28 protein-coding genes are annotated in these 24,177 nt (G+C 41.0%); 20 read left to right on the forward strand and 8 right to left on the reverse strand.

Translation table 11 applies throughout. From position 1 onward, the window contains the following. Positions 1 to 105: 105 nt before the first annotated feature. On the forward strand, positions 106 to 846 hold the full coding sequence (locus B1F84_RS00820; RefSeq protein ID WP_008108289.1) for a type II CAAX endopeptidase family protein: 741 nt from the start codon (positions 106 to 108) through the stop codon (positions 844 to 846). Between the two features lie 101 nt (positions 847 to 947). Here B1F84_RS00820 and B1F84_RS00825 read toward each other — a convergent pair whose 3' ends face one another. Together B1F84_RS00825 and B1F84_RS00830 are read right to left on the reverse strand one after the other, a co-directional pair. Then, the gene (locus B1F84_RS00825; RefSeq protein WP_131690298.1) at positions 948 to 2,261 is read right to left on the reverse strand and encodes a TIGR00366 family protein; all 1,314 of its coding nucleotides are present in this window, start codon (positions 2,259 to 2,261) and stop codon (positions 948 to 950) included. Positions 2,262 to 2,439: 178 nt separating this feature from the next. Next, a complete protein-coding gene (locus B1F84_RS00830) occupies positions 2,440 to 3,387 on the reverse strand; it encodes a chemotaxis protein CheV (protein WP_008468729.1) in 948 nt (315 codons plus the stop codon). 165 nt (positions 3,388 to 3,552) lie between these two features. Here B1F84_RS00830 and B1F84_RS00835 point away from each other — a divergent pair, with 165 nt between their 5' ends. Together B1F84_RS00835 and B1F84_RS00840 are read left to right on the forward strand one after the other, a co-directional pair. Then, entirely contained in the window at positions 3,553 to 4,620 is a 1,068-nt protein-coding gene (locus B1F84_RS00835) for a potassium channel family protein (RefSeq protein ID WP_008468731.1), read from the forward strand. After that, positions 4,620 to 4,811 (forward strand): hypothetical protein, encoded by a 192-nt coding sequence (locus B1F84_RS00840; protein WP_008108297.1) that lies wholly within the window; start codon positions 4,620 to 4,622, stop codon positions 4,809 to 4,811. The genes B1F84_RS00835 and B1F84_RS00840 overlap by 1 nt, the downstream gene beginning before the upstream one ends. A 30-nt stretch (positions 4,812 to 4,841) precedes the next feature. Here B1F84_RS00840 and B1F84_RS00845 read toward each other — a convergent pair whose 3' ends face one another. Continuing rightward, positions 4,842 to 5,873: a hypothetical protein gene (locus B1F84_RS00845; protein ID WP_008108299.1), complete on the reverse strand. Its 1,032-nt coding sequence runs from the start codon at positions 5,871 to 5,873 to the stop codon at positions 4,842 to 4,844. A gap of 100 nt (positions 5,874 to 5,973) precedes the next feature. After that, the gene (locus tag B1F84_RS00850; RefSeq protein WP_131690299.1) at positions 5,974 to 6,432 is read right to left on the reverse strand and encodes an EVE domain-containing protein; all 459 of its coding nucleotides are present in this window, start codon (positions 6,430 to 6,432) and stop codon (positions 5,974 to 5,976) included. Positions 6,433 to 6,515: 83 nt separating this feature from the next. On the opposite strand from B1F84_RS00850, the gene tesB reads away from it, so the two are divergent. After that, a complete protein-coding gene (gene tesB / locus B1F84_RS00855; protein WP_008108303.1) occupies positions 6,516 to 7,373 on the forward strand; it encodes an acyl-CoA thioesterase II in 858 nt (285 codons plus the stop codon). Positions 7,374 to 7,428: 55 nt separating this feature from the next. On the opposite strand, the gene plsB is transcribed toward tesB, so the two are convergent. Then, entirely contained in the window at positions 7,429 to 9,867 is a 2,439-nt protein-coding gene (gene plsB, locus B1F84_RS00860; protein WP_131690300.1) for a glycerol-3-phosphate 1-O-acyltransferase PlsB, read from the reverse strand. Between the two features lie 427 nt (positions 9,868 to 10,294). Here plsB and rpsJ point away from each other — a divergent pair, with 427 nt between their 5' ends. Genes rpsJ through rpsQ form a run of 11 tightly spaced genes read left to right on the forward strand, consistent with a single transcriptional unit; the run spans position 10,295 to position 15,261 of the window. Then, the gene (gene rpsJ, locus B1F84_RS00865; RefSeq protein ID WP_002957900.1) at positions 10,295 to 10,606 is read left to right on the forward strand and encodes a 30S ribosomal protein S10; all 312 of its coding nucleotides are present in this window, start codon (positions 10,295 to 10,297) and stop codon (positions 10,604 to 10,606) included. A gap of 27 nt (positions 10,607 to 10,633) precedes the next feature. Next, positions 10,634 to 11,269, forward strand: coding sequence for a 50S ribosomal protein L3 (gene rplC / locus B1F84_RS00870; RefSeq protein WP_008108338.1), 636 nt, complete (start codon positions 10,634 to 10,636; stop codon positions 11,267 to 11,269). Positions 11,270 to 11,286: 17 nt separating this feature from the next. Further along, positions 11,287 to 11,892, forward strand: coding sequence for a 50S ribosomal protein L4 (gene rplD / locus B1F84_RS00875; RefSeq protein ID WP_008108340.1), 606 nt, complete (start codon positions 11,287 to 11,289; stop codon positions 11,890 to 11,892). Then, positions 11,889 to 12,191, forward strand: a complete 303-nt coding sequence (gene rplW / locus B1F84_RS00880; protein ID WP_008108343.1) for a 50S ribosomal protein L23 — start codon at positions 11,889 to 11,891, stop codon at positions 12,189 to 12,191. Before rplD ends, rplW begins: the two co-directional genes overlap by 4 nt. 17 nt (positions 12,192 to 12,208) lie before the next feature. Continuing rightward, complete coding sequence (gene rplB / locus B1F84_RS00885; RefSeq protein WP_008108345.1) at positions 12,209 to 13,033, forward strand: 50S ribosomal protein L2; 825 nt, start codon at positions 12,209 to 12,211, stop codon at positions 13,031 to 13,033. A gap of 15 nt (positions 13,034 to 13,048) precedes the next feature. Further along, positions 13,049 to 13,327: a 30S ribosomal protein S19 gene (gene rpsS / locus B1F84_RS00890; RefSeq protein WP_004588689.1), complete on the forward strand. Its 279-nt coding sequence runs from the start codon at positions 13,049 to 13,051 to the stop codon at positions 13,325 to 13,327. Positions 13,328 to 13,340: 13 nt separating this feature from the next. Then, positions 13,341 to 13,673, forward strand: coding sequence for a 50S ribosomal protein L22 (gene rplV / locus B1F84_RS00895; protein WP_004588690.1), 333 nt, complete (start codon positions 13,341 to 13,343; stop codon positions 13,671 to 13,673). A gap of 12 nt (positions 13,674 to 13,685) precedes the next feature. After that, complete coding sequence (rpsC, locus tag B1F84_RS00900; RefSeq protein ID WP_008108350.1) at positions 13,686 to 14,387, forward strand: 30S ribosomal protein S3; 702 nt, start codon at positions 13,686 to 13,688, stop codon at positions 14,385 to 14,387. A 12-nt stretch (positions 14,388 to 14,399) separates the two neighbouring features. Beyond that, a complete protein-coding gene (rplP, locus tag B1F84_RS00905) occupies positions 14,400 to 14,813 on the forward strand; it encodes a 50S ribosomal protein L16 (protein WP_008108352.1) in 414 nt (137 codons plus the stop codon). Beyond that, entirely contained in the window at positions 14,813 to 15,004 is a 192-nt protein-coding gene (gene rpmC / locus B1F84_RS00910; RefSeq protein ID WP_008108355.1) for a 50S ribosomal protein L29, read from the forward strand. The genes rplP and rpmC overlap by 1 nt, the downstream gene beginning before the upstream one ends. Next, complete coding sequence (gene rpsQ, locus B1F84_RS00915; protein ID WP_076919478.1) at positions 15,004 to 15,261, forward strand: 30S ribosomal protein S17; 258 nt, start codon at positions 15,004 to 15,006, stop codon at positions 15,259 to 15,261. Before rpmC ends, rpsQ begins: the two co-directional genes overlap by 1 nt. Before the next feature lie 318 nt (positions 15,262 to 15,579). On the opposite strand, the gene B1F84_RS00920 is transcribed toward rpsQ, so the two are convergent. After that, the gene (locus B1F84_RS00920; protein WP_036984553.1) at positions 15,580 to 16,116 is read right to left on the reverse strand and encodes a helix-turn-helix transcriptional regulator; all 537 of its coding nucleotides are present in this window, start codon (positions 16,114 to 16,116) and stop codon (positions 15,580 to 15,582) included. Positions 16,117 to 16,302: 186 nt separating this feature from the next. On the opposite strand from B1F84_RS00920, the gene B1F84_RS00925 reads away from it, so the two are divergent. Further along, entirely contained in the window at positions 16,303 to 16,773 is a 471-nt protein-coding gene (locus B1F84_RS00925) for a hypothetical protein (RefSeq protein ID WP_131690301.1), read from the forward strand. 196 nt (positions 16,774 to 16,969) lie between these two features. On the opposite strand, the gene B1F84_RS00930 is transcribed toward B1F84_RS00925, so the two are convergent. After that, complete coding sequence (locus tag B1F84_RS00930; protein WP_131690302.1) at positions 16,970 to 18,580, reverse strand: endonuclease; 1,611 nt, start codon at positions 18,578 to 18,580, stop codon at positions 16,970 to 16,972. Between the two features lie 297 nt (positions 18,581 to 18,877). Here B1F84_RS00930 and B1F84_RS00935 point away from each other — a divergent pair, with 297 nt between their 5' ends. The 4 genes from B1F84_RS00935 to B1F84_RS00950 all read left to right on the forward strand — a co-directional run bounded on the left by B1F84_RS00935 (position 18,878) and on the right by B1F84_RS00950 (position 23,905). After that, positions 18,878 to 20,692, forward strand: coding sequence for an assimilatory sulfite reductase (NADPH) flavoprotein subunit (locus B1F84_RS00935; RefSeq protein WP_131690303.1), 1,815 nt, complete (start codon positions 18,878 to 18,880; stop codon positions 20,690 to 20,692). A 67-nt stretch (positions 20,693 to 20,759) separates the two neighbouring features. Then, positions 20,760 to 22,457: an assimilatory sulfite reductase (NADPH) hemoprotein subunit gene (gene cysI, locus B1F84_RS00940; RefSeq protein ID WP_131690304.1), complete on the forward strand. Its 1,698-nt coding sequence runs from the start codon at positions 20,760 to 20,762 to the stop codon at positions 22,455 to 22,457. A gap of 42 nt (positions 22,458 to 22,499) precedes the next feature. Beyond that, positions 22,500 to 23,240, forward strand: coding sequence for a phosphoadenylyl-sulfate reductase (locus B1F84_RS00945; protein ID WP_008108367.1), 741 nt, complete (start codon positions 22,500 to 22,502; stop codon positions 23,238 to 23,240). A gap of 134 nt (positions 23,241 to 23,374) precedes the next feature. After that, positions 23,375 to 23,905: a DUF4124 domain-containing protein gene (locus B1F84_RS00950; protein WP_131690305.1), complete on the forward strand. Its 531-nt coding sequence runs from the start codon at positions 23,375 to 23,377 to the stop codon at positions 23,903 to 23,905. Here the strand turns inward: B1F84_RS00950 and B1F84_RS00955 are convergent. Continuing rightward, positions 23,892 to 24,155 (reverse strand): hypothetical protein, encoded by a 264-nt coding sequence (locus B1F84_RS00955; RefSeq protein WP_036934627.1) that lies wholly within the window; start codon positions 24,153 to 24,155, stop codon positions 23,892 to 23,894. The two genes, B1F84_RS00950 and B1F84_RS00955, sit on opposite strands and share 14 nt — an antisense overlap. Positions 24,156 to 24,177 lie beyond the last annotated feature (22 nt).

A 24,177-nucleotide genomic window follows, 5' to 3' on the forward strand; every position in this document is an offset into this window, starting at 1 on the left:
GTGGCGATAGCAAGATGTTAGTTTTGGTTTGTTTCTCAATGGGGTAATTGATATGGTACTATCCTTCAGAATGAAAAATAATAAGAAGCCGTGAGCTGACAAATTATGGATGATGCGATAAAACAACATGTAAATCAAAGTACAGTGGAGTCTTTATTGTACACGCTTTATTGGTTGGCCTTTTTTTCACTGGCGCTCCCAATGGCCTCATACTTGATTATTTTTTTATCGGGTGGTGGGGCATTGTTGTTAAATGACCTAACACATTTAGAGCAACTAGATTCGAATCCCGGCCTAGCTTTCATATCTACCTTCTTCACTGCTGTACTTACGCTGCCATTTTTAAAGTCTACTCTTGATGCGCAAAATAAAAGCGAAGTTATAGGGCGTTTAGCAATAGAGAAGGTGGCTTTTTTTCCTTTAATCATTACAGTGCTATTAACAGCGGTTTACGTTTTACTGGAACAATGGCTTTTTGGCTTTATGGAAGTCGCCTTGCCAGATTTCATGTTAGAAGTTAAAGCACAAACAAACTCGCTTTTAGCTAAAATTATGCTGTTTTTAGCAGTAGTATTTATTGGGCCTATATTTGAGGAAGTAGTTTTTCGAGGAGTAGCATTCTACAGGCTGAAACAAACAGCCTTGGGAGCTATTGGCGCAATTATTATCCCAAGTATCGTGTTTACATTGTTACATGGGCAGTATGATCAAGTTGAAATTTTTATTTCACTGTTTGTATTTTCTTGCTTGATGGGGTTAATTCGTCATCTATCGGGTAACTTGTGGTATTGCATTATCGCTCACATGATCTGTAATTTATTGGCACTAGGTGAAATTATTTGGTGAGATTAAATGACTTATCAGTTAGCGTTATTTTCTTGCTTAGCTCTTTTGGCTTGCTACTAGCAAGCGCGATATAAAATCGCGCCTATTTATTACCAAAATACTTACGGATAAAAACTTAGCATCAACGCAATAAACACCCCAGTAATAAATAGCTGCACTACGCAAAAACCCATAATATCTTTAGCTTTTAACCCTGCAATGGCTAATACCGGTAAAGCCCAAAAGGGTTGAATTAAATTGGTCCACGCGTCTCCCCACGCCACAGCCATAGCAACCCGCGCCATATCTGCACCAAGCTCTTGCGCTGCTGGTATAACAATAGGTGCTTGTACCGCCCATTGGCCGCCACCTGAGGGCACAAACATATTAACGAGTCCTGCACTTATAAAACTGTAAAATGGCAAGCTATCGGCATCAGCGATTGCAATAAAGCCTTGTGATATCTGCTGTGCTAATCCTGTATCGACCATTACCGCCATAATACCGGCATAAAAAGGGAACTGAATGACAATTCCCGCGCCACTCGGAATCGCTTGTTGTAGGCTATTTAGTAGGTTATGGGGTGTTTGATGTAGTGTGATAGCTAAAAATAAGAAAAGCCCTATCACACTGTTTAGGTTTAAGCCGCCACCTGCGATAAAAAAGTAATAGCCTAAGTAGGCAAGTCCGAGTAAACCAATACCCATACCTAACAGCTTACTTTGCTCTAAATGCTGAGCTGGGCGTGTTATTGTTACTTTATCGGCTAAAGTGTTCTTAAGCAGTAATGGGTCAATATAAACACTGTCTTTTTCATTTGGTAGCATATAGCGGTTAACCAGCGGCATAATAATAAATAAGCCAATCAGAATCGCAATGTTAAAACCTGCGAACAAGGTTTGCTCGGTGCCAATAATCCCCATTGTTGCCTGTGAAAAATGCCCTTCGCTGGCAATGGTTAGAGGTACGGAGCCTGCTAATCCGCCGTGCCACACTACAAAACCTGAGTAAGCACTCGCTACTAATAGCCGGTAATCCACTCGAGTCTGTTTGGCAATCGCTTTAGCAAATAAAGCCCCAATCACTAAACCAAACCCCCAATTAAGCCAGCTTGCTAAAAGCGAAATAAAAGTCACTAAAATAATGGCTTTTGGAGCTGTATTGGCAAGCGTTGCCAACTTTGTCAGTAACTTACTTATTAACGAGGTACTGGCGAGCATGTAGCCTGTTACTAATACCAATAGCATTTGCATGGCAAAGCTAAGTAAGTTCCAAAACCCGCTACCCCATGATGTTATTACCTCAAGCGTGGTTGCAGGGGTCGCTAAATTCGCAATGACCAAAGTGATAATGGTGAGCAAAATGACAAATATAAACGGATCGGGTAAGTACCGCTCTACAAGCTTGGTAAAAGGGCTGGCAACTTTATTAAGCATAATTAATAACCTAGTAAAAATTTACGTATTAATTAATCATGAAAAGTAGTGATTAGCAAATGGCGCAATAAATAAAATGACAACAAGGTAGGCTATAAGGCAGTGAAATAACTAAATACGTTGTTAGTTATATAACTAGCAAATACTAACTGTAGTCAGTATTTACTAGTGAGCTTAACTAAGTGTTGCTGAGCACCTGTTTTAAGCGATTTTGAACTTCTTGTACTAATAAGTCGGGCTGAAACTTTGATAAAAATGCATTACATCCCACTTTTTCTACCATGGCTTGGTTAAAGCTACCACTGAGAGAGGTGTTAAGCACCACATGTAAGTTTTTTAAGCGGTTGTCGTTGCGTATTTCATAGGTTAAGCGATAACCATCCATAGAAGGCATTTCGGCATCGGTAATCACCATTAGTAGCTCTTTTTCGACGTCTTTTCCTTCATCAGCCCAGCCTTTTAGCATTTGTAGTGCTTCTAAGCCATTACTAGCAGGGATGATTTCGATACCAAGCTGCGATAATGTATCGCTAACTTGCTTGCGGGCTGTTGGCGAGTCATCAGCATGCAGTATTTTACGCCCAGAGAATTCATTGACTATGGTTTGATCTAACACCCCTTCAGAAATATTAACCTCGTACTCAACTATTTCGGCCAGTACTTTTTCAACATCAATAATTTCTACCAAGTGCTCTATCCCGTCACGCTGTACTTTAGTCAGTGCGGTAATGTAATGATTTTTACCCACAGAGCTAGGCGGCGGCATAATATCAGACCAGGTCATATTTAAAATATGATCAACTTTGCCAATTAAAAAACCTTGGGTGGTACGGTTATATTCTGTTACTACGAGATTACAATCGTCGCTATGTTCTTTGTGTGACATAGAAATTGCTTGGCGTAGATCAATCACCGGAATAGATTCACCACGAATATTAGCAACACCCGTCACCTTAGGGTGAGAGTGCGGTATTTTGCTTAGACGGGGAAGCTTCACCACTTCTTTAATTTTAAATACATTGAGTGCGAATAAATGGCGGCTATGTAAATAAAAAAGTAGCAATTCTAAACGATTCTCACCTACAAGCTGAGTACGTTGATCAACTGACGCTAAAACACCTGACATAATAGACTCATTCTTTTCTCATAACTTAATAACTATAGTTTACTCTTATTTTTCTTCATAACGAACCTTGAATATTTCGATTACAGTAAAACGTTGCTTAGGTGTTATCATTTACAGTATCGTGTTACTAAATGATAAAAATAATCAATCGATTAACAAAAAATTATGCATCATATTTTAAAACGTATTGTTGTGCTGTTGCGCAGCCATATTGATCAGGTTAGTTGGCAATCTGTTGTAATAGCAACATCCTTACATATGCTACTTACTTGGAGTTTATTATTAGTGGCAAATGAGCAGGCCTTGCTTTCACCAGGGACTTTTTTTTACTACTACACGGTAACCACTTCAACGGTAGGGTATGGCGATTTAAGCCCATCAACAGATTTAGGTCGATGGATTGTTGCATTAATACAAATACCCTTTGGTTTGGCTTTATTTGGTGTCTTGTTAGGTAAAACAGGACAAACAGTAACTTACTTAATTAGGCGCGCTATGACTGGTGATAAAAACTTTGCTCACAGTAGCAACCACATTATTATTTTTGGTTGGCATAATGCTCGAACAAAAAAAATGATCGACTATATTTTGGCTGATACTAAACGTACAGATCGCCGTATTTTATTGGCGGTTACTGAACAAATAGAGCATCCGTTTTTAAGTAATGAGAATGTTGATTTTGCTCGCCTAACCAGTTTCACTGATTTGGATGAGTTAGAGCGTGTAGCAATTCGCCATGCTGATAAAGTGATTATTGATGGTCAAGATGACGACCAAACATTTACTACCGCACTGCGTATTAGTCGTTTAGTTAAAGAAGATTGTCACATTAGCGCACACTTTTTTGATGAAACAAAAGTGGAAATGTTACTAGAGCATTGTCATAACGTAGAATGCAGTAGCACTAAGTCAGCAGAGATTTTGGTGCGCTCAATGCAAGACCCTGGCTCAAGTCGTGTTCAAGAAGAACTATTATCTACTTTGCATGGTGATACACAATTTAGTCTACAAATACCCAGTGATATAAAAACCATGGAGTTTGGTAAATTATTTCATCATTTTAAGTACGATCATGATGCAATATTATTAGGGGTGGCTCATAATTTAAGTGCAAAAAATATGGATTTAAATCCACCTTTAGATTACGCAGTAAATGCGGGTGATATACTGCATTATATCGCGCAAGAGCGAGTGTTGAGTGGTGAAGTTGATTGGCCTAGCTTGGAAAAATAATGACTGAAATTGCTTTTTTAATTATTGTTTTATGTGCTTACATTTTCCCTATTATGATAATTCTTAACAGTAAGCGTAGCCATGGCCATGAGAAAAATGGCTGGTTGGTCGGCGCTATTTTTTTCTCTTGGATAGCGCTTATTTTATATTTTTCAATTGTTCCCAAGCAAGGGCACGCAAAGAAAAAATAGTAGCAAGGGCAACGTTTGAGTTGCCCAGTGTTATTTTAATTGCTTGAGTTTATGCTCAACCAGCGGATCATCTGGCACGAGTTGTTGTGCCACCTCTAATAGCTTAATAGCATCGGTAGGATTTTCGTCTTGATGTTTAATGGCTACGTCTATTAGTGGTTGAATATCAATTTGCGCTTGATGCTCTTTTACATGCGTGGCTTTTTCATCAATTAAAATAGTGTGAGCGGTACTTAATAACGCTTGGCGATGTGGCGACTTAGCGTTGGCTTTATTAAGTTTTTTATAATAATCCTCTTTTAAACGCAGTGTTTTTGTTTGCAGCCTAAATTGCGCAATGTCGATTTGCTGATCACGAATAAAATCAACCGCCACTTGTTTATAAAAGCCAAACTTATTTAAATAAGTGGCATGAGTGCCGTGCCCCATACCAAACACGCGTAAGTGAGTGAGTTGTTTATAGCGTTTAGCATGTTGGCGGTCAATACGATTAGTTGGATCGTAAATAATGTAACCCTCGGCATCCCCTAAATCTAAGTCATGGTAGTCACCTTGCCAGTCATATTGCTGGGCTATCTCGGTACTTGATCGGTCATCCCAAGGGGCGAGTAGCTTGTTTTTGGTGCTAACAGGGTGGAAAAACAGTACTTTGTCGAGTTTTAGTAATTTAGCAAATGCACCCACAGCAAAACCGCCACGACTAAGCCCATAACCTAACTTGGTTTTAAATGGATAAAGTAAGGGAGCTAATTGCTCAATAAAAAAGATTAAATTGCGATTACGAAACCAGTTACTTTTACCCAAATGCTGAAACGCAATAATATTAACGTTTTGCTTTTGTGCTAAATGATAGCCCCATGGGGCAAAGTCTTCGTTCAAATCGCGTTCTTGCACATCAGTGCCCGCAGGAGAAAAAGTAAAAAGCAGAGGTTTATTGAGATCAACAAAGTGATATTTTACATACACATCACCGAGTAAATCTCCACCAGAGGTTGGTAGCTTTGCTTGCCTCTCATCATCGCTGAGAGTTAACCATTCATCTAACCAATACAGTAATTTCATTTTTCCTCCAGTACACACAAGCCGCAGATCATAACAAATCTGGCTACATAAGAAAATCGAGCGGTGAGATGCTACGCTGGTGGATAGTTACCTTGGTGACTTATTTCGCCATATTTAAAATTTCATACCAGTCATTGTCGGTTACTGGCATGACCGATAAACGGCCACTTTTTTTAAGTGCTATATCAGTTATAGCACTATTTGCTTTGATTGCTTGTAGGCTGACTAAACTACTTAAATGCGCCTGATAGGTTATTTCCACTACAAACCAACGAGGATTTTCAGTGGTTGCTTTAGCATCGTAATAGTCACTACCTAAATCGAATTGAGTTGGATCGGGGTAAGCGGTCTTAGTAACCACTGCAAGTCCTGCAACGCCAACTTGCTTGCAGCTAGAGTGATAAATCATCACCAAATCGCCCTTTTGTACATCATCACGAATAAAGTTACGCGCTTGGTAGTTACGTACACCTTCCCATAGCGTTGTTTGCTCTGGGGCTTGTTTTAAGTCATCAATTGAAAAGGCGTCGGGTTCGGTTTTAAACAGCCAAAAAGCCATATTAGATTTCCTCAATCAGTGAGTTAGTATTTTTCCAGTATTGTATAGTATCATTTAGAAATTAGGGGATTGAGGAAGAAATAATGAGCCAAGTATTAGATGATTTATTGTCGCTATTGTCACTTGAAGAAATTGAGCAAGGTTTATATCGAGGACAAAGCCAAGACTTAGGTTTTAGAGCGGTGTTTGGCGGTCAAGTTATGGGACAAGCGCTTTCCGCAGCTAAAGAAACATTGCCTGCAGGACGTATTGTTCACTCCTTACATTCTTACTTCTTACGCCCAGGCGACGCTGCAAAGCCAATCGTTTATGATGTAGAGACGATTCGCGATGGTAAAAGTTTTAGTACTCGTCGAGTTAGCGCCATTCAGTACGGTAAACCTATTTTTTACATGACGGCGTCGTTTCAAGGTGAAGAGCAAGGATTATCGCATCAAGCTACCATGCCTGATGTTCCCGCACCTGAAGAGCTGCGTTCTTCGTTAGAGTTTTATCAAGAAAATGCGCAGCATATTCCTGAAGCAATCCGTAATAAGTTTATTCGTGAAATGCCGATAGAAATGCGTCCGGTTAATTTTCATAATCCGTTTAAGCCAGAGGCCATAGAGCCGGTAAAACATATTTGGTTTAAAGCCAATGGCGATATGCCGGACGATCAACGTATTCATAACTACTTATTAGCGTATGCGTCTGACTTTGAGTTTTTACCAACCGCACTGCAGCCACATGGTGTCTCGTTTATGCAGCCGAATATGCAAGTAGCGACGATTGATCATGCTATGTGGTTTCATCGTCCATTTAGAATGGATGATTGGATTTTATATACTATTGATAGCCCAAGTGCGAGTTCGGGACGAGGGTTGGTACGCGGGCAGTTTTTTGACCGCCAAGGAAATTTGGTAGCCTCTACTATTCAAGAAGGGGTAATGCGTCAGCGTTAACACTTCAAAACCCACTATATTGAGTTAATTCAACATAGTGGGTAATTAGAGTCTGTTACTGACATTGAGCGTGAACAATGTCAGTAATTGATTGCCAAATACGTGCCGGCAAGAGTGTTTGTAGTTGCTTGTAGGTCTCGCAAAGCTCTTGGCTGCCTTGTAAGCCGCTATCAGATTCACTAATTAGCTTTTGTTCGCGGAGATTGGAAATAAAGCTACTAAGTACCTTCTTATCAAAAAACTCCGGTGTTTTAATGCCATGTAACGTACCTAAGCGCTGTGCCAGCACATAGCTTTCACGTTCCAGCTCTGCTTTTTCAATGCCTTGGCTGGTCTGAATAAAGCCAATTACAATCGCATAGCGTTGCAGAGTGAAGCTTAATGCACGACCGAGCATTTCGAGTTTGGCAAAGCTATCGTTATTATGAGTCACTTTAATGTTATCACCATCAAGTTCAATTAAGCCTTGATCGCTAAAGTTAGTTAAAATACGGGTTACATAGCTTTCATCAAGCTCTTGTAAGTACCACTCTTTGGCAAATAACGGATAAAAAGAGTTTACCAGTTGATGGCACTGGGTTACGGTGCTTTGATGCTGCTTAAATAAATGCAGGGCGACTAGACTTGGTACTGCAAAAATATGCAAAATGTTATTACGATAATAATTAAATAAGGTTTTTTCTTTATCGTTTATCGCAATTATTTCGCCAAATTCGTCGCTGATCACATCAAACTTATTCAGCTTTAGGGCATGTTCTAGCAGTTGCTCTGGCGTTTCATCGGGCGCAGTTATTTTATTGCTATAGCTGGCTTCACGCTGTAATCGCAGATAAAACTCAAGCTGAGCTAGCAATTTAGGTTTACTCAATGCGTGTTTATCGTTTACTAGCAGTATCATCGCCAATAAGTTAACTGAGTTGAGTGCGGCTGCATTGTTAATTTTAACCATAACCTGATCAGCAAGATTCGCAACTTGCGGTCCTAACCATTGTGGCTTTTGCACATCGGTAGCATGAATTGACTCGCGCCAGTCGGGTTGGTTGTCATTTAGGTATTGGTTAATAGAAATAGGGTCGCCAAAGTTTAAATAACCACGGCCATAGTTTTTTAAGTTTTTAATCGCTTTAAAAATACCTAATATCGACTCGCCCTTTTTATCATTACCCGCGAGCTCTTTTAGGTAGGTATTTATTTCCATTACGTGTTCGTAGCCTATATATACAGGCACAATCGATACTGGGCGATCAATACCACGCAGCATGGCTTGCATTGTCATGGCGAGCATGCCGGTTTTTGGGGGTAATAAACGTCCGGTTCTGCTGCGGCCACCTTCGGTATAAAATTTCACCGAGTAACCTTTGATAAATAACTGGCTTAAGTATTCTTTAAATACCGCTGAGTAGAGCTTGTTACCAGCAAACGAGCGGCGAATAAAAAATGCACCACTACGACGGAATATCCCGCCTGCTGGGAAAAAGTTGAGGTTGATCCCAGCTGCAATATGCGGTGGGACAAGCCCTTGATGGTAAATAGAGTAGGTAAGTAGTAAGTAATCCATATGACTGCGATGACACGGCATGTAGATTATTTCATGGCCTTTATTAGTTAGGTCATGAATTTGCTCGGTGTATTTTATATCAATACCATTATACAGCTTGTTCCAAAGCCAGGTTAAAATACGGTCGGCAACGCGAATGGTCGCGTCACTGTAATTGGCAGCAATTTCATCAAGTAGCTTTAATGCGTTTTGTCGCGCTTGGGCTTGGCTGATGTTTTTTTCAGAGGCCTCGGTTTGAATTGCTTTTTTAATTGTGGGTGATGCTAGCAGCGAGCTAAATAACTGATCACGAGATGGTATTTTAGGCCCTGTTGCAGCCAGCTTTTGACGTTTAAAGTGAACTCGAGCTACACGCAGTAGTTTATGAGGCAGTTCATTAACGTCGGCTTTTTCATTAACCAATAAGGATAAGTCGAGTGGTTGGCTAAATCGAATAAAGTTATCTCTTCCTGAAAAAAGCACCACGAAAATTTTTCTGAACCAGCTAGGAGTCAGCGAATGTGAGAGCAGTGTACTCAATCCAGGCTTTTCTTTACCCGGTGCACGGCCCCATAAAATAGTCACGGGCACCACTTGCACATTTTTTTGGCCACTATTTAATAAGTGCTCAACAATATGTTTGCCTTGGGCCAATGCATTGGTAGGCTTTTCTTTATCACCAAATAGCGGTGGTGGGTTTTTAATGCCGATAAAGCGATCTAACGCTTCGTCGCCTAACACTTGCTGCTCGGTTGGGTCAGGTAAACCATTTCGTTTACAAACACGCGCCAGTGCCGCTAAATCAAAGCGTGAATTTAAACGCACTATATAAAAGGTCGGGTTTTTAGGGTTTAACTCAAATTGTTCTAGCGGTTTTTCAGGCAGTACTTTGCTTTTAACAAACAAGCGGCTGATACCACCAGAGATAAGATTTAAACCATAATTTAAAATACGCATTGACTCACCATAAGAGAGTAGTTACCCAAACCAATATGGGTATATAACAGCAAAATTAGCGCATAGGATAACATAATATCTAAAAAATCCCCTGCAGATTAATCGACATGCTATGACATCATAGTGACATCATCACTTCTATTGCGTTCACTATTAATAAACTTGACCGTTATTTAAACGACAATAACAAAGTAATTATGTCTAAATAGTTGTTGCATTTATCACCAGTATCATTATAATACGCAGGCTTTCAAAATTCCCTCGGGAACAAGAAAGAATAAATTAAGCTTGGATTTCAAGCTAATAAACAGGAGTTCCGATTTGGAACTCAACGTAGATATAATCAAACAACCGGCATCTTAGTTATTAAGATTGTTTCGGTCGTTTTTTTATGCTCTTTAAATGCTCTTTATATTGAGGTTTAAGAATGTCAAATCAACGCATTCGTATTCGCCTAAAAGCTTTTGACCACCGTTTGATTGACCAATCAACGGCGGAAATCGTGGAAACTGCGAAACGCACTGGCGCACAAGTACGTGGTCCAATTCCACTACCTACACGCTTTGAACGTTTTACTGTACTTACATCACCGCACGTTAATAAAGACGCGCGTGATCAGTACGAGATCCGCACCCATAAACGTCTGATCGACATCGTAGAACCAACTGACAAGACTGTAGACGCACTTATGCGTTTAGACCTTGCTGCTGGTGTTGATGTTCAAATCAGCCTGGGTTAATCGGAAGATTAGAGAGGTTTTAGGAAAATGGCATTAGGTCTAGTCGGTCGTAAAGTGGGTATGACACGTATCTTCACTGAAGATGGTGTATCTATCCCTGTGACAGTTATTGAAGCGACTCCTAACCGCATTGCTCAGATCAAATCTGACGCAACAGACGGTTATAACGCGCTTCAAGTAACCGCAGGCACTAAAAAAGCAAGCCGTGTAAACAAAGCAACAGCGGGTCACTTCGCTAAAGCTGGTGTTGAAGCGGGTCGCGGTCTGTGGGAATTCCGCCTAAATGGTGGTGAAGGCGATTTTGAAGTAGGCGCAGAGCTTACGGTTGAATTATTCAACGAAATCAACAAAGTTGACGTAACCGGTACTTCTAAAGGTAAAGGTTTCCAAGGTGGTGTTAAGCGCTGGAATTTCAGCATGCAAGACGCTACACATGGTAACTCTCTATCTCACCGTGCTCCTGGTTCAATCGGTCAAAACCAATCACCTGGTAAGGTGTTTAAAGGTAAGAAAATGGCCGGTCAAATGGGTAATGAGCAAGTAACAACTCAGAACCTTGAACTAGTTCGCGTTGACGCTGAGCGTAACCTGCTTTTAGTTAAAGGTGCAGTACCTGGCGCTATCGGCGGTGACGTTATCGTTAAACCAGCTGTTAAAGCATAAGTCCTGGAGATTTAGTGATGGAATTAGCAATTAAAGACGCTTCTGGCGCTCTTGAAGTTTCTGAAGCTACTTTTGGACGTGAGTTTAACGAAGCATTAGTACACCAAGTAGTTGTTGCATACGCAGCAGGTGCTCGTCAAGGTACTCGTGCTCAGAAGACACGTTCTGAAGTAAGCGGTGGTGGTAAAAAACCATGGGCTCAAAAAGGTACTGGCCGTGCACGTGCTGGTACAATCCGTAGTCCAATTTGGCGTTCAGGTGGCGTTAGCTTCGCAGCTAAACCACAAGACCACAGCCAAAAAGTAAACCGTAAAATGTACCGTGGTGCGATCAAAAGCATCTTATCTGAATTAGTTCGTCAAGAGCGTTTAATCGTTGTTGAAAGTTTTGGTCTTGAAGCACCAAAAACTAAAGAACTAGTTGCTAAGCTTAAAGAACTTGAGCTTAAAGATGTTCTTATCGTGACTGAAGAAGTAGATGAAAATCTTTTCTTATCGGCACGTAACCTGTACAAGGTTGACACACGTGATGTAGCTGGTATCGATCCTGTAAGCTTAATTGCTTTCGACAAGGTACTAATTACAGCTGCTGCTGTTAAGCAACTTGAGGAGGCGCTAGCATGATCCGTGAAGAACGTCTTTTAAAAGTGATCCTTGCTCCACACATCTCTGAAAAAAGCACAATCGCTGCTGAAGAAAACAATACTATTGTTTTTAAAGTAGCAAATGACGCAACTAAAGCTGAAGTTAAAGCGGCAGTTGAGAAGCTTTTTGAAGTAGAAGTAACTGGTGTTCGCACACTTAACGTTAAGGGTAAAACAAAACGTACTGGCATGCGTTTCGGTCGTCGTAGCGACTGGAAGAAAGCTTACGTTACTCTTAAAGAAGGTAGCGAGCTGGACTTTGTCGGCGGCGCCGAGTAATAAGGGGAGTTAGAATTATGGCACTTCAAAAGTGTAAGCCAACTTCTGCGGGTCGTCGTCACCTAGTTAAAGTGGTTAACCCAGATTTACATAAGGGTAAACCTTACGCACCACTATTAGAGAAAAACTCTAAATCAGGTGGTCGTAATAACAATGGTCGTATTACGGTTCGTCATATCGGTGGTGGTCATAAGCAGCATTACCGTTTAATCGATTTTAAACGTACTAAAGATGGCATTCCAGCCACTGTTGAGCGTTTAGAATATGATCCAAATCGTAGCGCAAACATCGCTCTTGTATTATATGCAGACGGTGAGCGTCGTTACATTATCGCACCTAAAGGCTTAAAAGCTGGCGATGCAATCCAGTCTGGTGTTGATGCACCAATCAAACCTGGTAATGCATTACCTATGCGTAATATGCCTGTAGGTTCGACTGTTCACAACGTAGAATTAAAACCAGGTAAAGGTGCTCAAATTGCACGTTCTGCTGGTGCATACGTTCAAATCCTTGCTCGTGATGGTCAATATGTAACATTACGTCTTCGTTCAGGCGAAGTTCGTAAAGTTGAAGCTGACTGTCGTGCTACGCTAGGTGAAGTAGGCAATGCTGAGCATATGCTTCGTTCACTTGGTAAAGCAGGTGCAAATCGCTGGCGTGGTATTCGTCCGACAGTTCGTGGTGTTGCCATGAACCCGGTTGATCACCCACACGGTGGTGGTGAAGGTCGTACATCTGGTGGTCGTCATCCTGTGTCTCCATGGGGTAAACCGACTAAAGGTGCTAAGACGCGTAAGAACAAGCGTACGGATAAATTTATAGTACGTCGTCGTACTAAGTAATATTGAGGAATAGCCATGCCACGCTCTCTCAAGAAGGGTCCTTTTATAGACCTACACTTGCTGAAGAAGGTAGAGAAAGCTTTGGAAAGCGGTGAAAAGAAGCCAATTAAAACTTGGAGCCGTCGTTCAATGATCATACCTAACATGATCGGATTGACCATTGCTGTCCATAATGGTCGCCAGCATGTACCAGTTTTCGTTTCTGACGAAATGATCGGTCACAAACTAGGTGAATTTGCACCAACTCGCACTTACCGTGGCCATGCTGCGGATAAGAAAGCGAAGAAACGTTAAGAGGGGAAGATAAATGCAAGCATTAGCTAAACATAAATTCGCCTCTGGTTCGGCGCAAAAAGCACGTCTAGTTGCAGATCAGATCCGCGGGTTACCTGTCGATCGCGCACTAGAAATCCTGGCGTACAGCCCGAAAAAAGCGGCTGTATTAGTTAAGAAAGTACTTGAGTCTGCTATTGCTAACGCAGAGCATAACGAAGGTGCTGACATTGATGAGCTACGTGTAACAACGATCTTTGTGGACGATGGTCCAACAATGAAACGTATTATGCCACGTGCTAAAGGACGCGCAGACCGCATCCTTAAGCGTACAAGCCACATCACTGTTGTGGTTTCAGATAGCTAGGAGATATAAGTAATGGGACAAAAAGTTCATCCTACTGGTATTCGCCTAGGTATATCTAAACCTTGGGTTTCTACCTGGTACGCGAATTCAAAAGATTTCTCTGCACAGCTTTTTGGCGATCACAAAGTACGTACATTCCTTACTAAGGAATTGAAAGCGGCTTCTGTGTCTAAAATCGTTATTGAGCGTCCAGCAAAATCTATCCGAGTAACTATTCACACGGCTCGTCCGGGTGTTGTTATCGGTAAAAAAGGCGAAGACGTAGAAAAATTACGTCAAGCGGTAACTAAAATCGCTGGTGTACCTGCTCAGATTAATATTTCTGAAGTACGTAAACCAGAACTAGATGCACAACTAGTAGCAGACGGCATTGCCTCTCAGCTAGAGCGTCGTGTTATGTTCCGTCGCGCTATGAAGCGTTCGGTACAAAATGCAATGCGCATCGGTTCTAAAGGGATTAAAGTTGAAGTTAGCGGTCGTCTTGGCGGCGCAGAAATCGCACGTTCAGAATGGTATCGTGAAGGTCGTGTACCTCTACATACTCTTCGTGCTGATATCGACTACGCAACTTCTGAAGCCTTAACCACTTACGGTATCATTGGTGTTAAAGTTTGGATCTTCAAAGGCGAAGTTATTGGTGGTTTACCACTAGTACAAGAGCAAGAGAAGCCAGCTAAACGCGCACCAAAGAAAGCCAAAAAAAGTGCTAAGTAGAGGTAGCGAGTAATGTTACAGCCAAAACGTACAAAATTCCGTAAAATGCATAAAGGCCGCAACCGTGGTCTAGCGCAAAACGGTAACAAAGTAAGCTTCGGTACTTTCGGTTTGAAAGCTACTGGTCGTGGCCGCATGACTGCTCGTCAAATCGAAGCAGCTCGTCGTGCTATGACACGTCACGTGAAACGTCAAGGTAAAATCTGGATCCGTGTCTTCCCTGACAAGCCGATCACAGAAAAGCCTCTTGAAGTTCGTATGGGTAAAGGTAAAGGTTCTGTTGAATATTGGGTTGCTGAAATTCAGCCTGGTAAAGTACTTTACGAAATGGAAGGTGTTTCAGAAGAGCTTGCTCGTGAAGCGTTTAACCTTGCTGCTCGTAAGCTGCCATTCAAAACAACTTTCGTAACTCGGACGGTAATGTGATGAAAGCAAACGAACTAAAAGATAAAAGCGTAGAAGAGCTTAATGCTGAACTTCTAGGTCTTCTTCGTGAGCAGTTTAACCTGCGCATGCAAGCAAGCACTGGTCAGCTAGCTCAGACACACACGCTAAGAACAGTACGTCGCGATATCGCGCGTGTAAAAACAATTATTAACCAGAAGGCAGGTCAATAATGAGCGATAAAATTCGTACTCTTCAAGGCCGTGTAATCAGCGACAAGATGGAAAAATCTTTCACTGTTGCTATCGCACGTTACGTGAAGCACCCAATCTATGGGAAATTCATCAAACGTACGACTAAGTTACACGTACATGACGAAAATAACACTGCAAAAGCGGGTGACACTGTCACTATCCGTGAATGCGCTCCAATCTCTAAGAACAAATCTTGGACTTTGGTAGATGTTATTGAACGTCCAAAACAAGCTTAATTTTTAATTAAGTCTGTTTTATAAGAAACCCCAGCTTTAGCTGGGGTTTTTTTTTTGCGTTTAAAAAAGCTGTAAGCGGTAAGTTTTAAGCCGTCAGCCGTCAACTACTCGGAGTGAATTTGAGGGCCGTAGCTTGGGTTTTTAGTCTAGAGCACTCGAGAAAAAGCACGCCATGAATACGTAATTGTCCTAATACTTTATCAATTTGAGTGATTGTATCTGACGTTAATCGTGTTAAAAATTTCTGATATACGACAGCATAGATTTTGGAGGTAGAGTAATACTGGAGTAATTGCCAAGAGCAACTAAATAACAGCTTTATAATTTACCAAACCTATGACTTTGCGAGAGTAGAGCTGCAACAATAGATAATAAAATGCATACTGCGGAAGTTACAATTAGAAAGCGGTTTTCAATTCTACTGACTTGCCTTTCGCCTACAATTTGATAGGTCACGTCCCCCTCAATAAAACGTTCGCCTTGGTATTGCTGAGTGACATTAAACGCTAAAAAATCTTCTTGCTTTGCCTGATAAGTAAAGTAGGTTTCAGCATAAAAAATTTCATACGTTGCACATAGCCAAACCATAAGGCTAATTATTAATAGCGTAAAACTCAAAATAGGCAGTTTTTTCAGTGGCACTTTGGTTGATGTTGTTACAGGTAAATAGCAATCAAAACATGCTTCGCCATAGCATCGCTTTAGCTTTTCGATTACTTCGGGAGAGGGAATGAATTGGCCATTCTCTAGTTTTGATAAGTAAGACTGTTGGATGCCTATTTCACGTGCAGCAAATGCTTGAGTCCATTTTTTGTCTGATCGAAGACGTTTTAATTCTTTTCCTAGCGATTGCATACCCATATTCTCTTCTTAATTGCAGCCACATTATTATCACTAATTAGCTAAGCCAGAGATAGAGGTCATGCCTATATTCATGCGAATGAATAAAAGAATATCATGAATATTAATAGATTAGCGATTTTTATGGGCTACTTTAAATTATGCTAGTATTCTCAAACTAACGAAAGGATATATTGTATTATGAAAAAACACGTTTATTTGTTACTTAGCTCCATGGCTTTATTCTTTGTAAGTTATCAAACTAATGCTGAACCTGTTTTTGCAGTTAAAGCCGATATTTATAAATTGAAAAATGAAATAACAATTGATAGTAAAATTTCTGAAACACTAAATTCATTGACTCCAATTCACCAACCAATGCTATTAGCTCTATTAAACGAGAGTGCACAAATAGAAATAGGGGATAAAAAACAACTAACATCACTTGAGATAAAAGCAAACGAAGATGGATCGTTTTTCAATGCATCGATGAAGTTAAAAGATAAAACAGATGGCCAATGGCAATCGATAACGTCTTTTATGCCTAACATTCCCAGTGGTCAAGCTGTATATTTTAGCCGTACTTTTATCGATAGTGTTTGGTTGATAAAGTTAACCGGAACACGATATGAATCAGAAGAGCTGGGTCTAGCTAGTTTTAAAAAACAATAATAGTAATAGCTGAAGTGCTAGTAAGCACTTATTTTTCTACTGAGGTTTAGGCTTATATTGCTAGATATCTGGATCTTGGTTTTACTCCAATTTTTAAGATGTGTTATGTACTTATTAGTAATTATAATGCGCAGTTTATAATAAAAAGCCTCTGCGTAAGCAAAGGCTTGTGTTTTCTGCGAAGCCGGAAGCCCGTTTACCAAATCATCTCTACAAATTCAGGATGATCAATATACGGGTTACGATTTCCCTGAAATTCAAACGCTGCTTGGTTGCGGTCTAATTCCATTTGGCTAACAGGATCGTTGTTATGCCACTTTAACAGCATGGCCACAACCCAGCTTTCAAATACTTGGGTACTGGTGCCATTGAGCACGTCATTACTAGCTGTAGTATTATTTTGCCAAGAACCAATCACATTTTCGTAGCGGGTTGCCATGTAAAAATAAGCACGAGCAAAGTCACCTTTAAATTCATCAATAGGTTCAAACACAGTACCGTTGTAATTAATCGCATTACTTGCTGAGCCTAATTTACTGCCGTTGGTTGAGGTAAATGAAGCGCTTGCTACTTCACCGAATGGGAAGTTGCTTCGTTTTGAATTTACATAACCGTCAGTGGCGTAAATATGATGAACATCAGAGTTCATCGGTTCAACTTTTCCACCAAACCAACTTTTAGGGAACGAATGCTCTCGGTTGTAGCAATCTGCCTCACCACTGTAGGTGCCACATTGATCGCTAACAGCTGTGTATGTGTAGCTATCAGAGCCATTGGGCTTCTCGCTGTACATATCTAAAATACTATTATCGTTTTCATAGTATTTATCACGCGCCGATGCGTCGTAAAAATTCCAAATAGCGGAATACCCCTGAGCATTATGATTATTAATAATGTTATAAAGCTCAGTTTTTAGCGTGTAACCCGATAAACCTTGGGTTGTCACATAGTAGCCGGTTGGCGTCGGTGTTGGCTCAGTGCTTCCTAATGAGAAAGCGGTAGCCTCGGTTGTTTGAAAACTAGCTCCACTGGCGAGCAATGTGCTTTCATTATTCAAGGCGTAGCTACCACTGCCATATGAACAGCAAATACCATCGCCATAGCTGTCATTAATAGTAAATGTATACTCACCATCGGCTACGCATAATTGTTCAGTATATTGGGTGTTTGCAGCATACCCACTTCCGCTTGCAACGACACCGGTTTGGTTGTTCGCTATTTGCCAGCTGGTTTCTTCGCCGTAGTTATCTGTGGTTAGGCTAAAAGTAAGGCCGTTATCTGCGCAGCTTGGAGAGCCACTGCTGTCATTATTAGGCAAGAAGTTATCAACATAAACTAACTCGCTACCATCAAATCCCGTTGTATCATAAAAGCGTAAGCCGACATCAATGGTTTTATTACTATCAGCTGTGTAGCTGTAAGTTATACTCTGCCATTGGTTGGTTTGTGCTGGATTTGAATAGCCTTGATAACCATCTATCAACAAACGCGCCTTAAGATGGCCTTCGGTATGATACACATCTACTGAGAACTCATAAGTTTTACCCATTTCAACAGCGACTTGCTGCAAAAAATCAGTATTGCTTTGTGTGCCTGTATTAACGCTAATCGCTGCTGCTTGTGAGCCTGTGCTTACGACTGTGCTGTTGGCAGATACGTTAATACCGCTATCAATCACTGTCCACGCATCTGGGGTGTTGCCACTGTATTGTTCAAAGTTGCCATTAACCACATTAGCCATCGCGGGTAATGAGGATAATAACAAGGTGCTCAAAAGTAATTTGTTTTTATATATACCGTGTAACATAGGTGTTCCTATTTATATTTTTGCGTAATATACCTTAGAACATAAAAGTTACAAAATTGTTAAATCAAAATTTCATAAAAGACAATAAAACCCTTTTAGGCCTATTTCGTAGGTTTTCAGGTAACTTAATAACTAAATGGAATATCAAAGCAGATTCTATTCTTTTTTTATCTATGCTTAGGCGGCTATCCTGCATACTCAATTAACCTCAACAGAACTTTCTGAGTGAGGTGGCACTCACTTTAAACAATGTGAACAAGCATTGTGTTTAACGTTCAGGGTTATGAGGAAAAATTCATGTTGTTAGGTCAACTCAATGCGCTAGCAAGTCCGCTTTCGCAAGAGCAAGTACAAAAGCTACAAGGTTTAGTGGCTGAGCTTAATCCAATTCAGCAAGCCTGGGTTAGCGGCTACTTAGCTGCTAATGCTAATTCTGCAGCGCTTGGCGCGCCAGCTTCAGGTGCAACTGCAACCTCGGAGGCGGCAGCACTGACCATTTTATATGGTTCACAAACAGGTAATGCTAAAGCGGTTGCGACTAAACTTAAAGAGCAAGCTGAGTCTCGCGGCTTAGCAACAAAGCTGGTTAGCATGTCAGATTACAAACCGACTGCCCTGAAAAAAGAAAAGTTTCTAACCGTGGTTGTATCGACTTACGGCGAGGGTGAGCCACCAGAAGACGCTGAAACACTGTATGAATTTTTAATTACTAAAAAAGCGCCAAAGCTTGATGGTGTCAAAGTTGCAGTATTAGGTTTAGGTGATTCTAGCTATGAATTTTTCTGCCAAACCGCTAAAGACTTTGAAGAGCGTTTAACTAAATTAGGTGCAGAGGTTATTCATCAACGCGCCGACCTAGACGTTGATTATGATGACGAAGCAGCCACTTGGATTGAGGGCGCATTAAATGCGTTTGAAACAGACTTAAAAGCCCAGCAAGATGCAACTAGCGGTCAAGTTGTATCAATGCCATTTGGCGCTCCTGCAGCAGCGGCTAGTCAGTACACAAAGCAAAATCCGTTTGCGGCAGAGCTAAGCTTAGTGCAAAAAATTACCGGTCGTGATTCAACCAAAGATGTACGCCATGTTGAAATTTCACTAGAAGGGTCAGACATTACGTATACACCTGGTGATTCACTCGGTATTTACTTTTTAAATGATGAAGCCCGTGTAGATGAGCTACTAGCGCAAACGCAAATTGATCCTACTAGCCGCGTTAAACTTGGCGATGAAGAACTCAGCGTACGTGATGCCTTAATTGAAAAACTAGAGCTAACACAATCCTACCCTGGCTTTGTTGAAAAGTATGCCACCGCTACAGGCACGCCTGAGCTGCTTAAACTAGTAGAAGATAAAGGCGCAATGCGCGAATACATTGAGCCTCGCCAAATCTTTGATGTGGTTGCACAAAACCCAGCTAAATTAGAAGCGCAAACACTAGTTGATTGCCTGCGTAAATTACAAGCACGTTTATATTCAATTGCTTCTAGCCAAGCAGAGGTTGAAGATGAGGTGCATTTAACTATTGCATTAGTTGAGTTTGAAGCGTTTGGTACAGAGCATTTAGGTGGTTGTTCTGGCTATTTAGCACGCCGCGCTGAAGAAGGCTGTAAAGTAAAAGTGTTCAGTGAACATAATGATAACTTCCGCTTACCAGTAAACGATGACACACCGATTATTATGGTTGGCCCAGGTACTGGTATTGCGCCATTTCGGGCCTTTTTACAAGAGCGTGATGCACGAGAAGCAACAGGTAAAAACTGGCTATTTTTTGGTAACCCACACTTTACTCAAGACTTCTTGTACCAAGTAGAAATTCAAGGGTACTTAAAGTCAGGTTTACTAAGTAAGGTTGATGTGGCGTTTAGTCGCGACCAAGCAGAAAAAGTTTATGTACAAGATAAGTTACGTAAAAACTCAAAAGAAGTGTTTGATTGGTTAGAAGCGGGTGCTCATTTTTACGTGTGTGGCGATGCAAACCGCATGGCAAAGGATGTACATAATGCCTTAGTTGATATCATTAGCGAAAACACCGGTAAAAGCTATGAAGACGCAGAGCAGTACTTAAAAGACTTAAGAAGCGCAAATCGCTATCAGAAAGACGTGTACTAAGTACACATTGTTTACTTTATAAAAAGTAACGCTAACAGCCGTCACTGTAACAAATTTAGGATTAAACATGAGCGAACAAGATAAAAACGTAAAGCTTTCTGATAACGAGCGTTTGAAAAGAGAAAGCAACTTTTTACGTGGCACTATAGAGCAAGATTTAAAAGACGAGATCACCGGTGGTTTTACCGCTGATAATTTTCAGTTAATTCGTTTTCACGGCATGTACCAGCAAGATGACCGCGATATACGTCCTGAACGTGCTAAACAAAAACTAGAACCACTGCATAATGTGATGCTACGCGCACGTATGCCTGGCGGTATTATTAAGCCAGAGCAATGGCTAGCAATTGATAAGTTTGCTGGTGATAAAACCAGTTATGGCAGTATTCGTTTAACTACTCGCCAAACATTTCAGTTTCATGGTGTATTAAAACCCGAAATTAAAGGTATGCACCAATTACTTAATAGTGTGGGTATTGATTCAATTGCCACCGCCGGTGACGTGAACCGTAATGTATTATGTACTACCAATCCGGTTGAGTCTGAGTTACATCAAGAGGCCTATGAGTGGGCGGCAAAAATCTCTGAGCACTTATTACCTAAAACGAAGGCATACGCTGAAATTTGGCTTAATGGCGAAAAGTCTGAAACCACAGAAGAGCCTATTTTAGGTTCAACGTATTTACCGCGTAAGTTTAAAACCACAGTGACGATCCCACCTAATAATGAGGTGGACGTACATGCTAACGATTTAAACTTTGTGGCGATTGCTGAGGGTGGCAAACTCGTTGGTTTTAACGTACTAGTAGGCGGCGGTTTGGCGATGACCCATGGCGATACAGCAACCTATCCACGTAAAGCGGACGACTTTGGCTTTATTAGCCTAGAAGATACGTTAAAAATTGCTGAGCACGTGGTATCTGTTCAGCGTGATTGGGGTAACCGCTCAAATCGTAAAAATGCAAAAACTAAATACACTCTCGATCGTGTTGGCACTGAAGTATTTAAGGCCGAAGTTGAAAAACGCGCAGGCGTGAGCTTTGCACCAAGCCGCCCGTATGAGTTTACTCACCGAGGGGATCGTATTGGTTGGGTCGAGGGCATTGATGGTAAGCACCACTTAACCCTGTTTATTCAAAGTGGTCGTATTTTAGACTACCCTGATAAGCCGCTTAAAACAGGGTGTCGCAAAATTGCAGAAATTCATCAAGGTGATTTTCGCATGACGGCAAATCAAAACTTAATTATTGCCGGTGTACCGGCCGATCAAAAAGCAGTAATTGAAGAAATAGCCCGCAATCATGGTTTGATTGACGATAAGGACACTGAGCAACGCAAAAATTCAATGGCGTGTGTGGCATTACCAACCTGCCCATTAGCCATGGCCGAAGCTGAGCGTTACTTACCGAGTTTAATTGAAAGAATAGAAGGCTTATTAGCCAAGCATGGGGTGCCAAATGACAGCATTATTATGCGTGTGGTTGGTTGCCCGAATGGCTGTGGTCGTGCCATGCTAGCAGAAGCTGGATTGGTCGGCAAAGGCCCTGGTAAGTATAACGTTTATCTAGGGGGTAACACTGAGGGCACGCGTATTCCTAAGCTTTACCTTGAAAACGTTGGCGAAGAGGTTTACTTAGAAGCATTCGATAAACTCATTGGGCAATGGGTTAGTGAACGTAATGGTGGCGAGTGTTTTGGTGATTTTGTTATTCGCAAAGGTATTGTTGCAGAAGTAAAAGTATCTGTTACCGATTTTTACGCATAATTTAAAAGCAGCGCAAAGCGCTGGTGAGGTTTAAAGTTGACCATGAGTGAATTTAAAAACATATTACAGCTAGATAAGCAAAGCCAACAGGCGATGTTAGCTGATGCGAACGGTTTGCTGGCTGACATGAGCGCAGAGCAGCGCGTTGCATGGGCGCTAGAGCACTTGCCTGACACCGCGTTTTTATCATCGAGTTTTGGTATTCAAGCCGCAGTAATGTTGCATTTAATGACATCACAGCGCCCCGATATACCTGTGGTATTAACAGATACTGGCTACTTATTTCCAGAAACCTATCAGTTTATAGAGCAAATGACTTCGCAGTTATCACTTAACTTAAAAGTGTATAAAGCGCAGCTCAGCCCTGCATGGCAAGAAGCTAAATTTGGAAAATTATGGGAGCTAGGTGAGGCAGGCATTAAGCAATACAATCAGCTTAATAAAGTAGAGCCCATGACACGCGCTTTAAAGGAGCTGAATGCGAGCACTTGGTTTAGTGGTCTACGTCGAGATCAATCCTCAAGCCGTGCTGAAAAGCAAGTACTAGAAATAAGTCGAGGTACGGTAAAAGTGTACCCCATTATTGAATGGAATAATCGCGATGTATATCAATACCTAACAAAGCATAATTTGCCATACCACCCATTATGGGAGCAAGGCTATGTGTCGATGGGGGATGTACATACTACGCGCAAGTTAGAGCCGGGTATGAGTGAAGAGGAAACCCGCTTTTTTGGTTTGAACCGTGAGTGTGGCTTACATATTGATGGTGATGGAATTTAATTACTTTATTATTCAAAGCTATAAAATAAAAAAACGCAGCCTTTGCTGCGTTTTTTATTGTTTAATATTTGCTGAATTGATTCTTTTTTATTATATTGGTTGTGATGATGGATTAAACACACAGCAGGAACGCTATGAAATACTTCACCTATTTAGCAATGTCAGTGATGATAATTGCTGTTACCTTATTGTTTTTTATTAAAAAACCCAATGGCCAGCCTTGGCTAAGTACCTCTGTTATTTACAGTGAATCAATAGAGATTAAAGATGAAATGGTAGCGCTTTCATCTGGTGCGTTAGATAGCATTACCTTAGCAATTACCACCGCGAGTGAAAAAATCACTGGTGCTACTTTTGAGCTAGAAAATCCTAAGCCAATTTATAAATGGCAAGACGGGCAAGGACAGTGGCATTTTTCAGATGTACCAAACAAAAATGGTAAAAGCGAAGTGGTAAAGCTTAATCCCGCCGATATCAATGTTGTGGTTGCAGAAGATACCGCCATTTTGAGTGGCAGTGCTAAATCAGCAGCACAGCCTTTTCCTCAGCGAGCGCCTGAGATATATAACAGTGAATCAATTAATAAACTGTTTGAAGATGCTGAAAAAGCCAAAAAGAGAATAGAGCAACGCAGTAAAGAGGTCGAAAGTTTTAGCGGCTTTTAGTTTTGGGGTGTTTTTGCTGTGTCTTCAAATAACGCTTTTCTGCTTCCATTAATAATATGGTTAAGTAGATTTTAGTAGGCAATGATAAAAGCACGCCAATTGCAATACAGGCAGCTGCAGTAATAATACCTTTAATGCCGTACTGGTTGGTAAAGTAGCTCGATACAATTAAACCATGGCCTGTCACTATTAAGCATAACCCAAGCAAAATCGATGTTTTAAGTAGTCTTATTATTACAATTGAAGACATAACGGCCTCTGCGCAGCGTGTC

The organism is Pseudoalteromonas sp. DL-6 (assembly GCF_004328665.1).
GTDB lineage: Bacteria > Pseudomonadota > Gammaproteobacteria > Enterobacterales > Alteromonadaceae > Pseudoalteromonas.

Bases quoted from the DNA above. Each gene is read 5' to 3' on its own strand.
- B1F84_RS00820 (WP_008108289.1), top strand. From the start codon at position 106: ATGGATGATGCGATAAAACAACATGTAAATCAAAGTACAGTGGAGTCT.
- B1F84_RS00825 (WP_131690298.1), bottom strand. From the start codon at position 2,261: ATGCTTAATAAAGTTGCCAGCCCTTTTACCAAGCTTGTAGAGCGGTAC.
- B1F84_RS00830 (WP_008468729.1), bottom strand. From the start codon at position 3,387: ATGTCAGGTGTTTTAGCGTCAGTTGATCAACGTACTCAGCTTGTAGGT.
- B1F84_RS00835 (WP_008468731.1), top strand. From the start codon at position 3,553: ATGCATCATATTTTAAAACGTATTGTTGTGCTGTTGCGCAGCCATATT.
- B1F84_RS00840 (WP_008108297.1), top strand. From the start codon at position 4,620: ATGACTGAAATTGCTTTTTTAATTATTGTTTTATGTGCTTACATTTTC.
- B1F84_RS00845 (WP_008108299.1), bottom strand. From the start codon at position 5,873: ATGAAATTACTGTATTGGTTAGATGAATGGTTAACTCTCAGCGATGAT.
- B1F84_RS00850 (WP_131690299.1), bottom strand. From the start codon at position 6,432: ATGGCTTTTTGGCTGTTTAAAACCGAACCCGACGCCTTTTCAATTGAT.
- tesB (WP_008108303.1), top strand. From the start codon at position 6,516: ATGAGCCAAGTATTAGATGATTTATTGTCGCTATTGTCACTTGAAGAA.
- plsB (WP_131690300.1), bottom strand. From the start codon at position 9,867: ATGCGTATTTTAAATTATGGTTTAAATCTTATCTCTGGTGGTATCAGC.
- rpsJ (WP_002957900.1), top strand. From the start codon at position 10,295: ATGTCAAATCAACGCATTCGTATTCGCCTAAAAGCTTTTGACCACCGT.
- rplC (WP_008108338.1), top strand. From the start codon at position 10,634: ATGGCATTAGGTCTAGTCGGTCGTAAAGTGGGTATGACACGTATCTTC.
- rplD (WP_008108340.1), top strand. From the start codon at position 11,287: ATGGAATTAGCAATTAAAGACGCTTCTGGCGCTCTTGAAGTTTCTGAA.
- rplW (WP_008108343.1), top strand. From the start codon at position 11,889: ATGATCCGTGAAGAACGTCTTTTAAAAGTGATCCTTGCTCCACACATC.
- rplB (WP_008108345.1), top strand. From the start codon at position 12,209: ATGGCACTTCAAAAGTGTAAGCCAACTTCTGCGGGTCGTCGTCACCTA.
- rpsS (WP_004588689.1), top strand. From the start codon at position 13,049: ATGCCACGCTCTCTCAAGAAGGGTCCTTTTATAGACCTACACTTGCTG.
- rplV (WP_004588690.1), top strand. From the start codon at position 13,341: ATGCAAGCATTAGCTAAACATAAATTCGCCTCTGGTTCGGCGCAAAAA.
- rpsC (WP_008108350.1), top strand. From the start codon at position 13,686: ATGGGACAAAAAGTTCATCCTACTGGTATTCGCCTAGGTATATCTAAA.
- rplP (WP_008108352.1), top strand. From the start codon at position 14,400: ATGTTACAGCCAAAACGTACAAAATTCCGTAAAATGCATAAAGGCCGC.
- rpmC (WP_008108355.1), top strand. From the start codon at position 14,813: ATGAAAGCAAACGAACTAAAAGATAAAAGCGTAGAAGAGCTTAATGCT.
- rpsQ (WP_076919478.1), top strand. From the start codon at position 15,004: ATGAGCGATAAAATTCGTACTCTTCAAGGCCGTGTAATCAGCGACAAG.
- B1F84_RS00920 (WP_036984553.1), bottom strand. From the start codon at position 16,116: ATGCAATCGCTAGGAAAAGAATTAAAACGTCTTCGATCAGACAAAAAA.
- B1F84_RS00925 (WP_131690301.1), top strand. From the start codon at position 16,303: ATGAAAAAACACGTTTATTTGTTACTTAGCTCCATGGCTTTATTCTTT.
- B1F84_RS00930 (WP_131690302.1), bottom strand. From the start codon at position 18,580: ATGTTACACGGTATATATAAAAACAAATTACTTTTGAGCACCTTGTTA.
- B1F84_RS00935 (WP_131690303.1), top strand. From the start codon at position 18,878: ATGTTGTTAGGTCAACTCAATGCGCTAGCAAGTCCGCTTTCGCAAGAG.
- cysI (WP_131690304.1), top strand. From the start codon at position 20,760: ATGAGCGAACAAGATAAAAACGTAAAGCTTTCTGATAACGAGCGTTTG.
- B1F84_RS00945 (WP_008108367.1), top strand. From the start codon at position 22,500: ATGAGTGAATTTAAAAACATATTACAGCTAGATAAGCAAAGCCAACAG.
- B1F84_RS00950 (WP_131690305.1), top strand. From the start codon at position 23,375: ATGAAATACTTCACCTATTTAGCAATGTCAGTGATGATAATTGCTGTT.
- B1F84_RS00955 (WP_036934627.1), bottom strand. From the start codon at position 24,155: ATGTCTTCAATTGTAATAATAAGACTACTTAAAACATCGATTTTGCTT.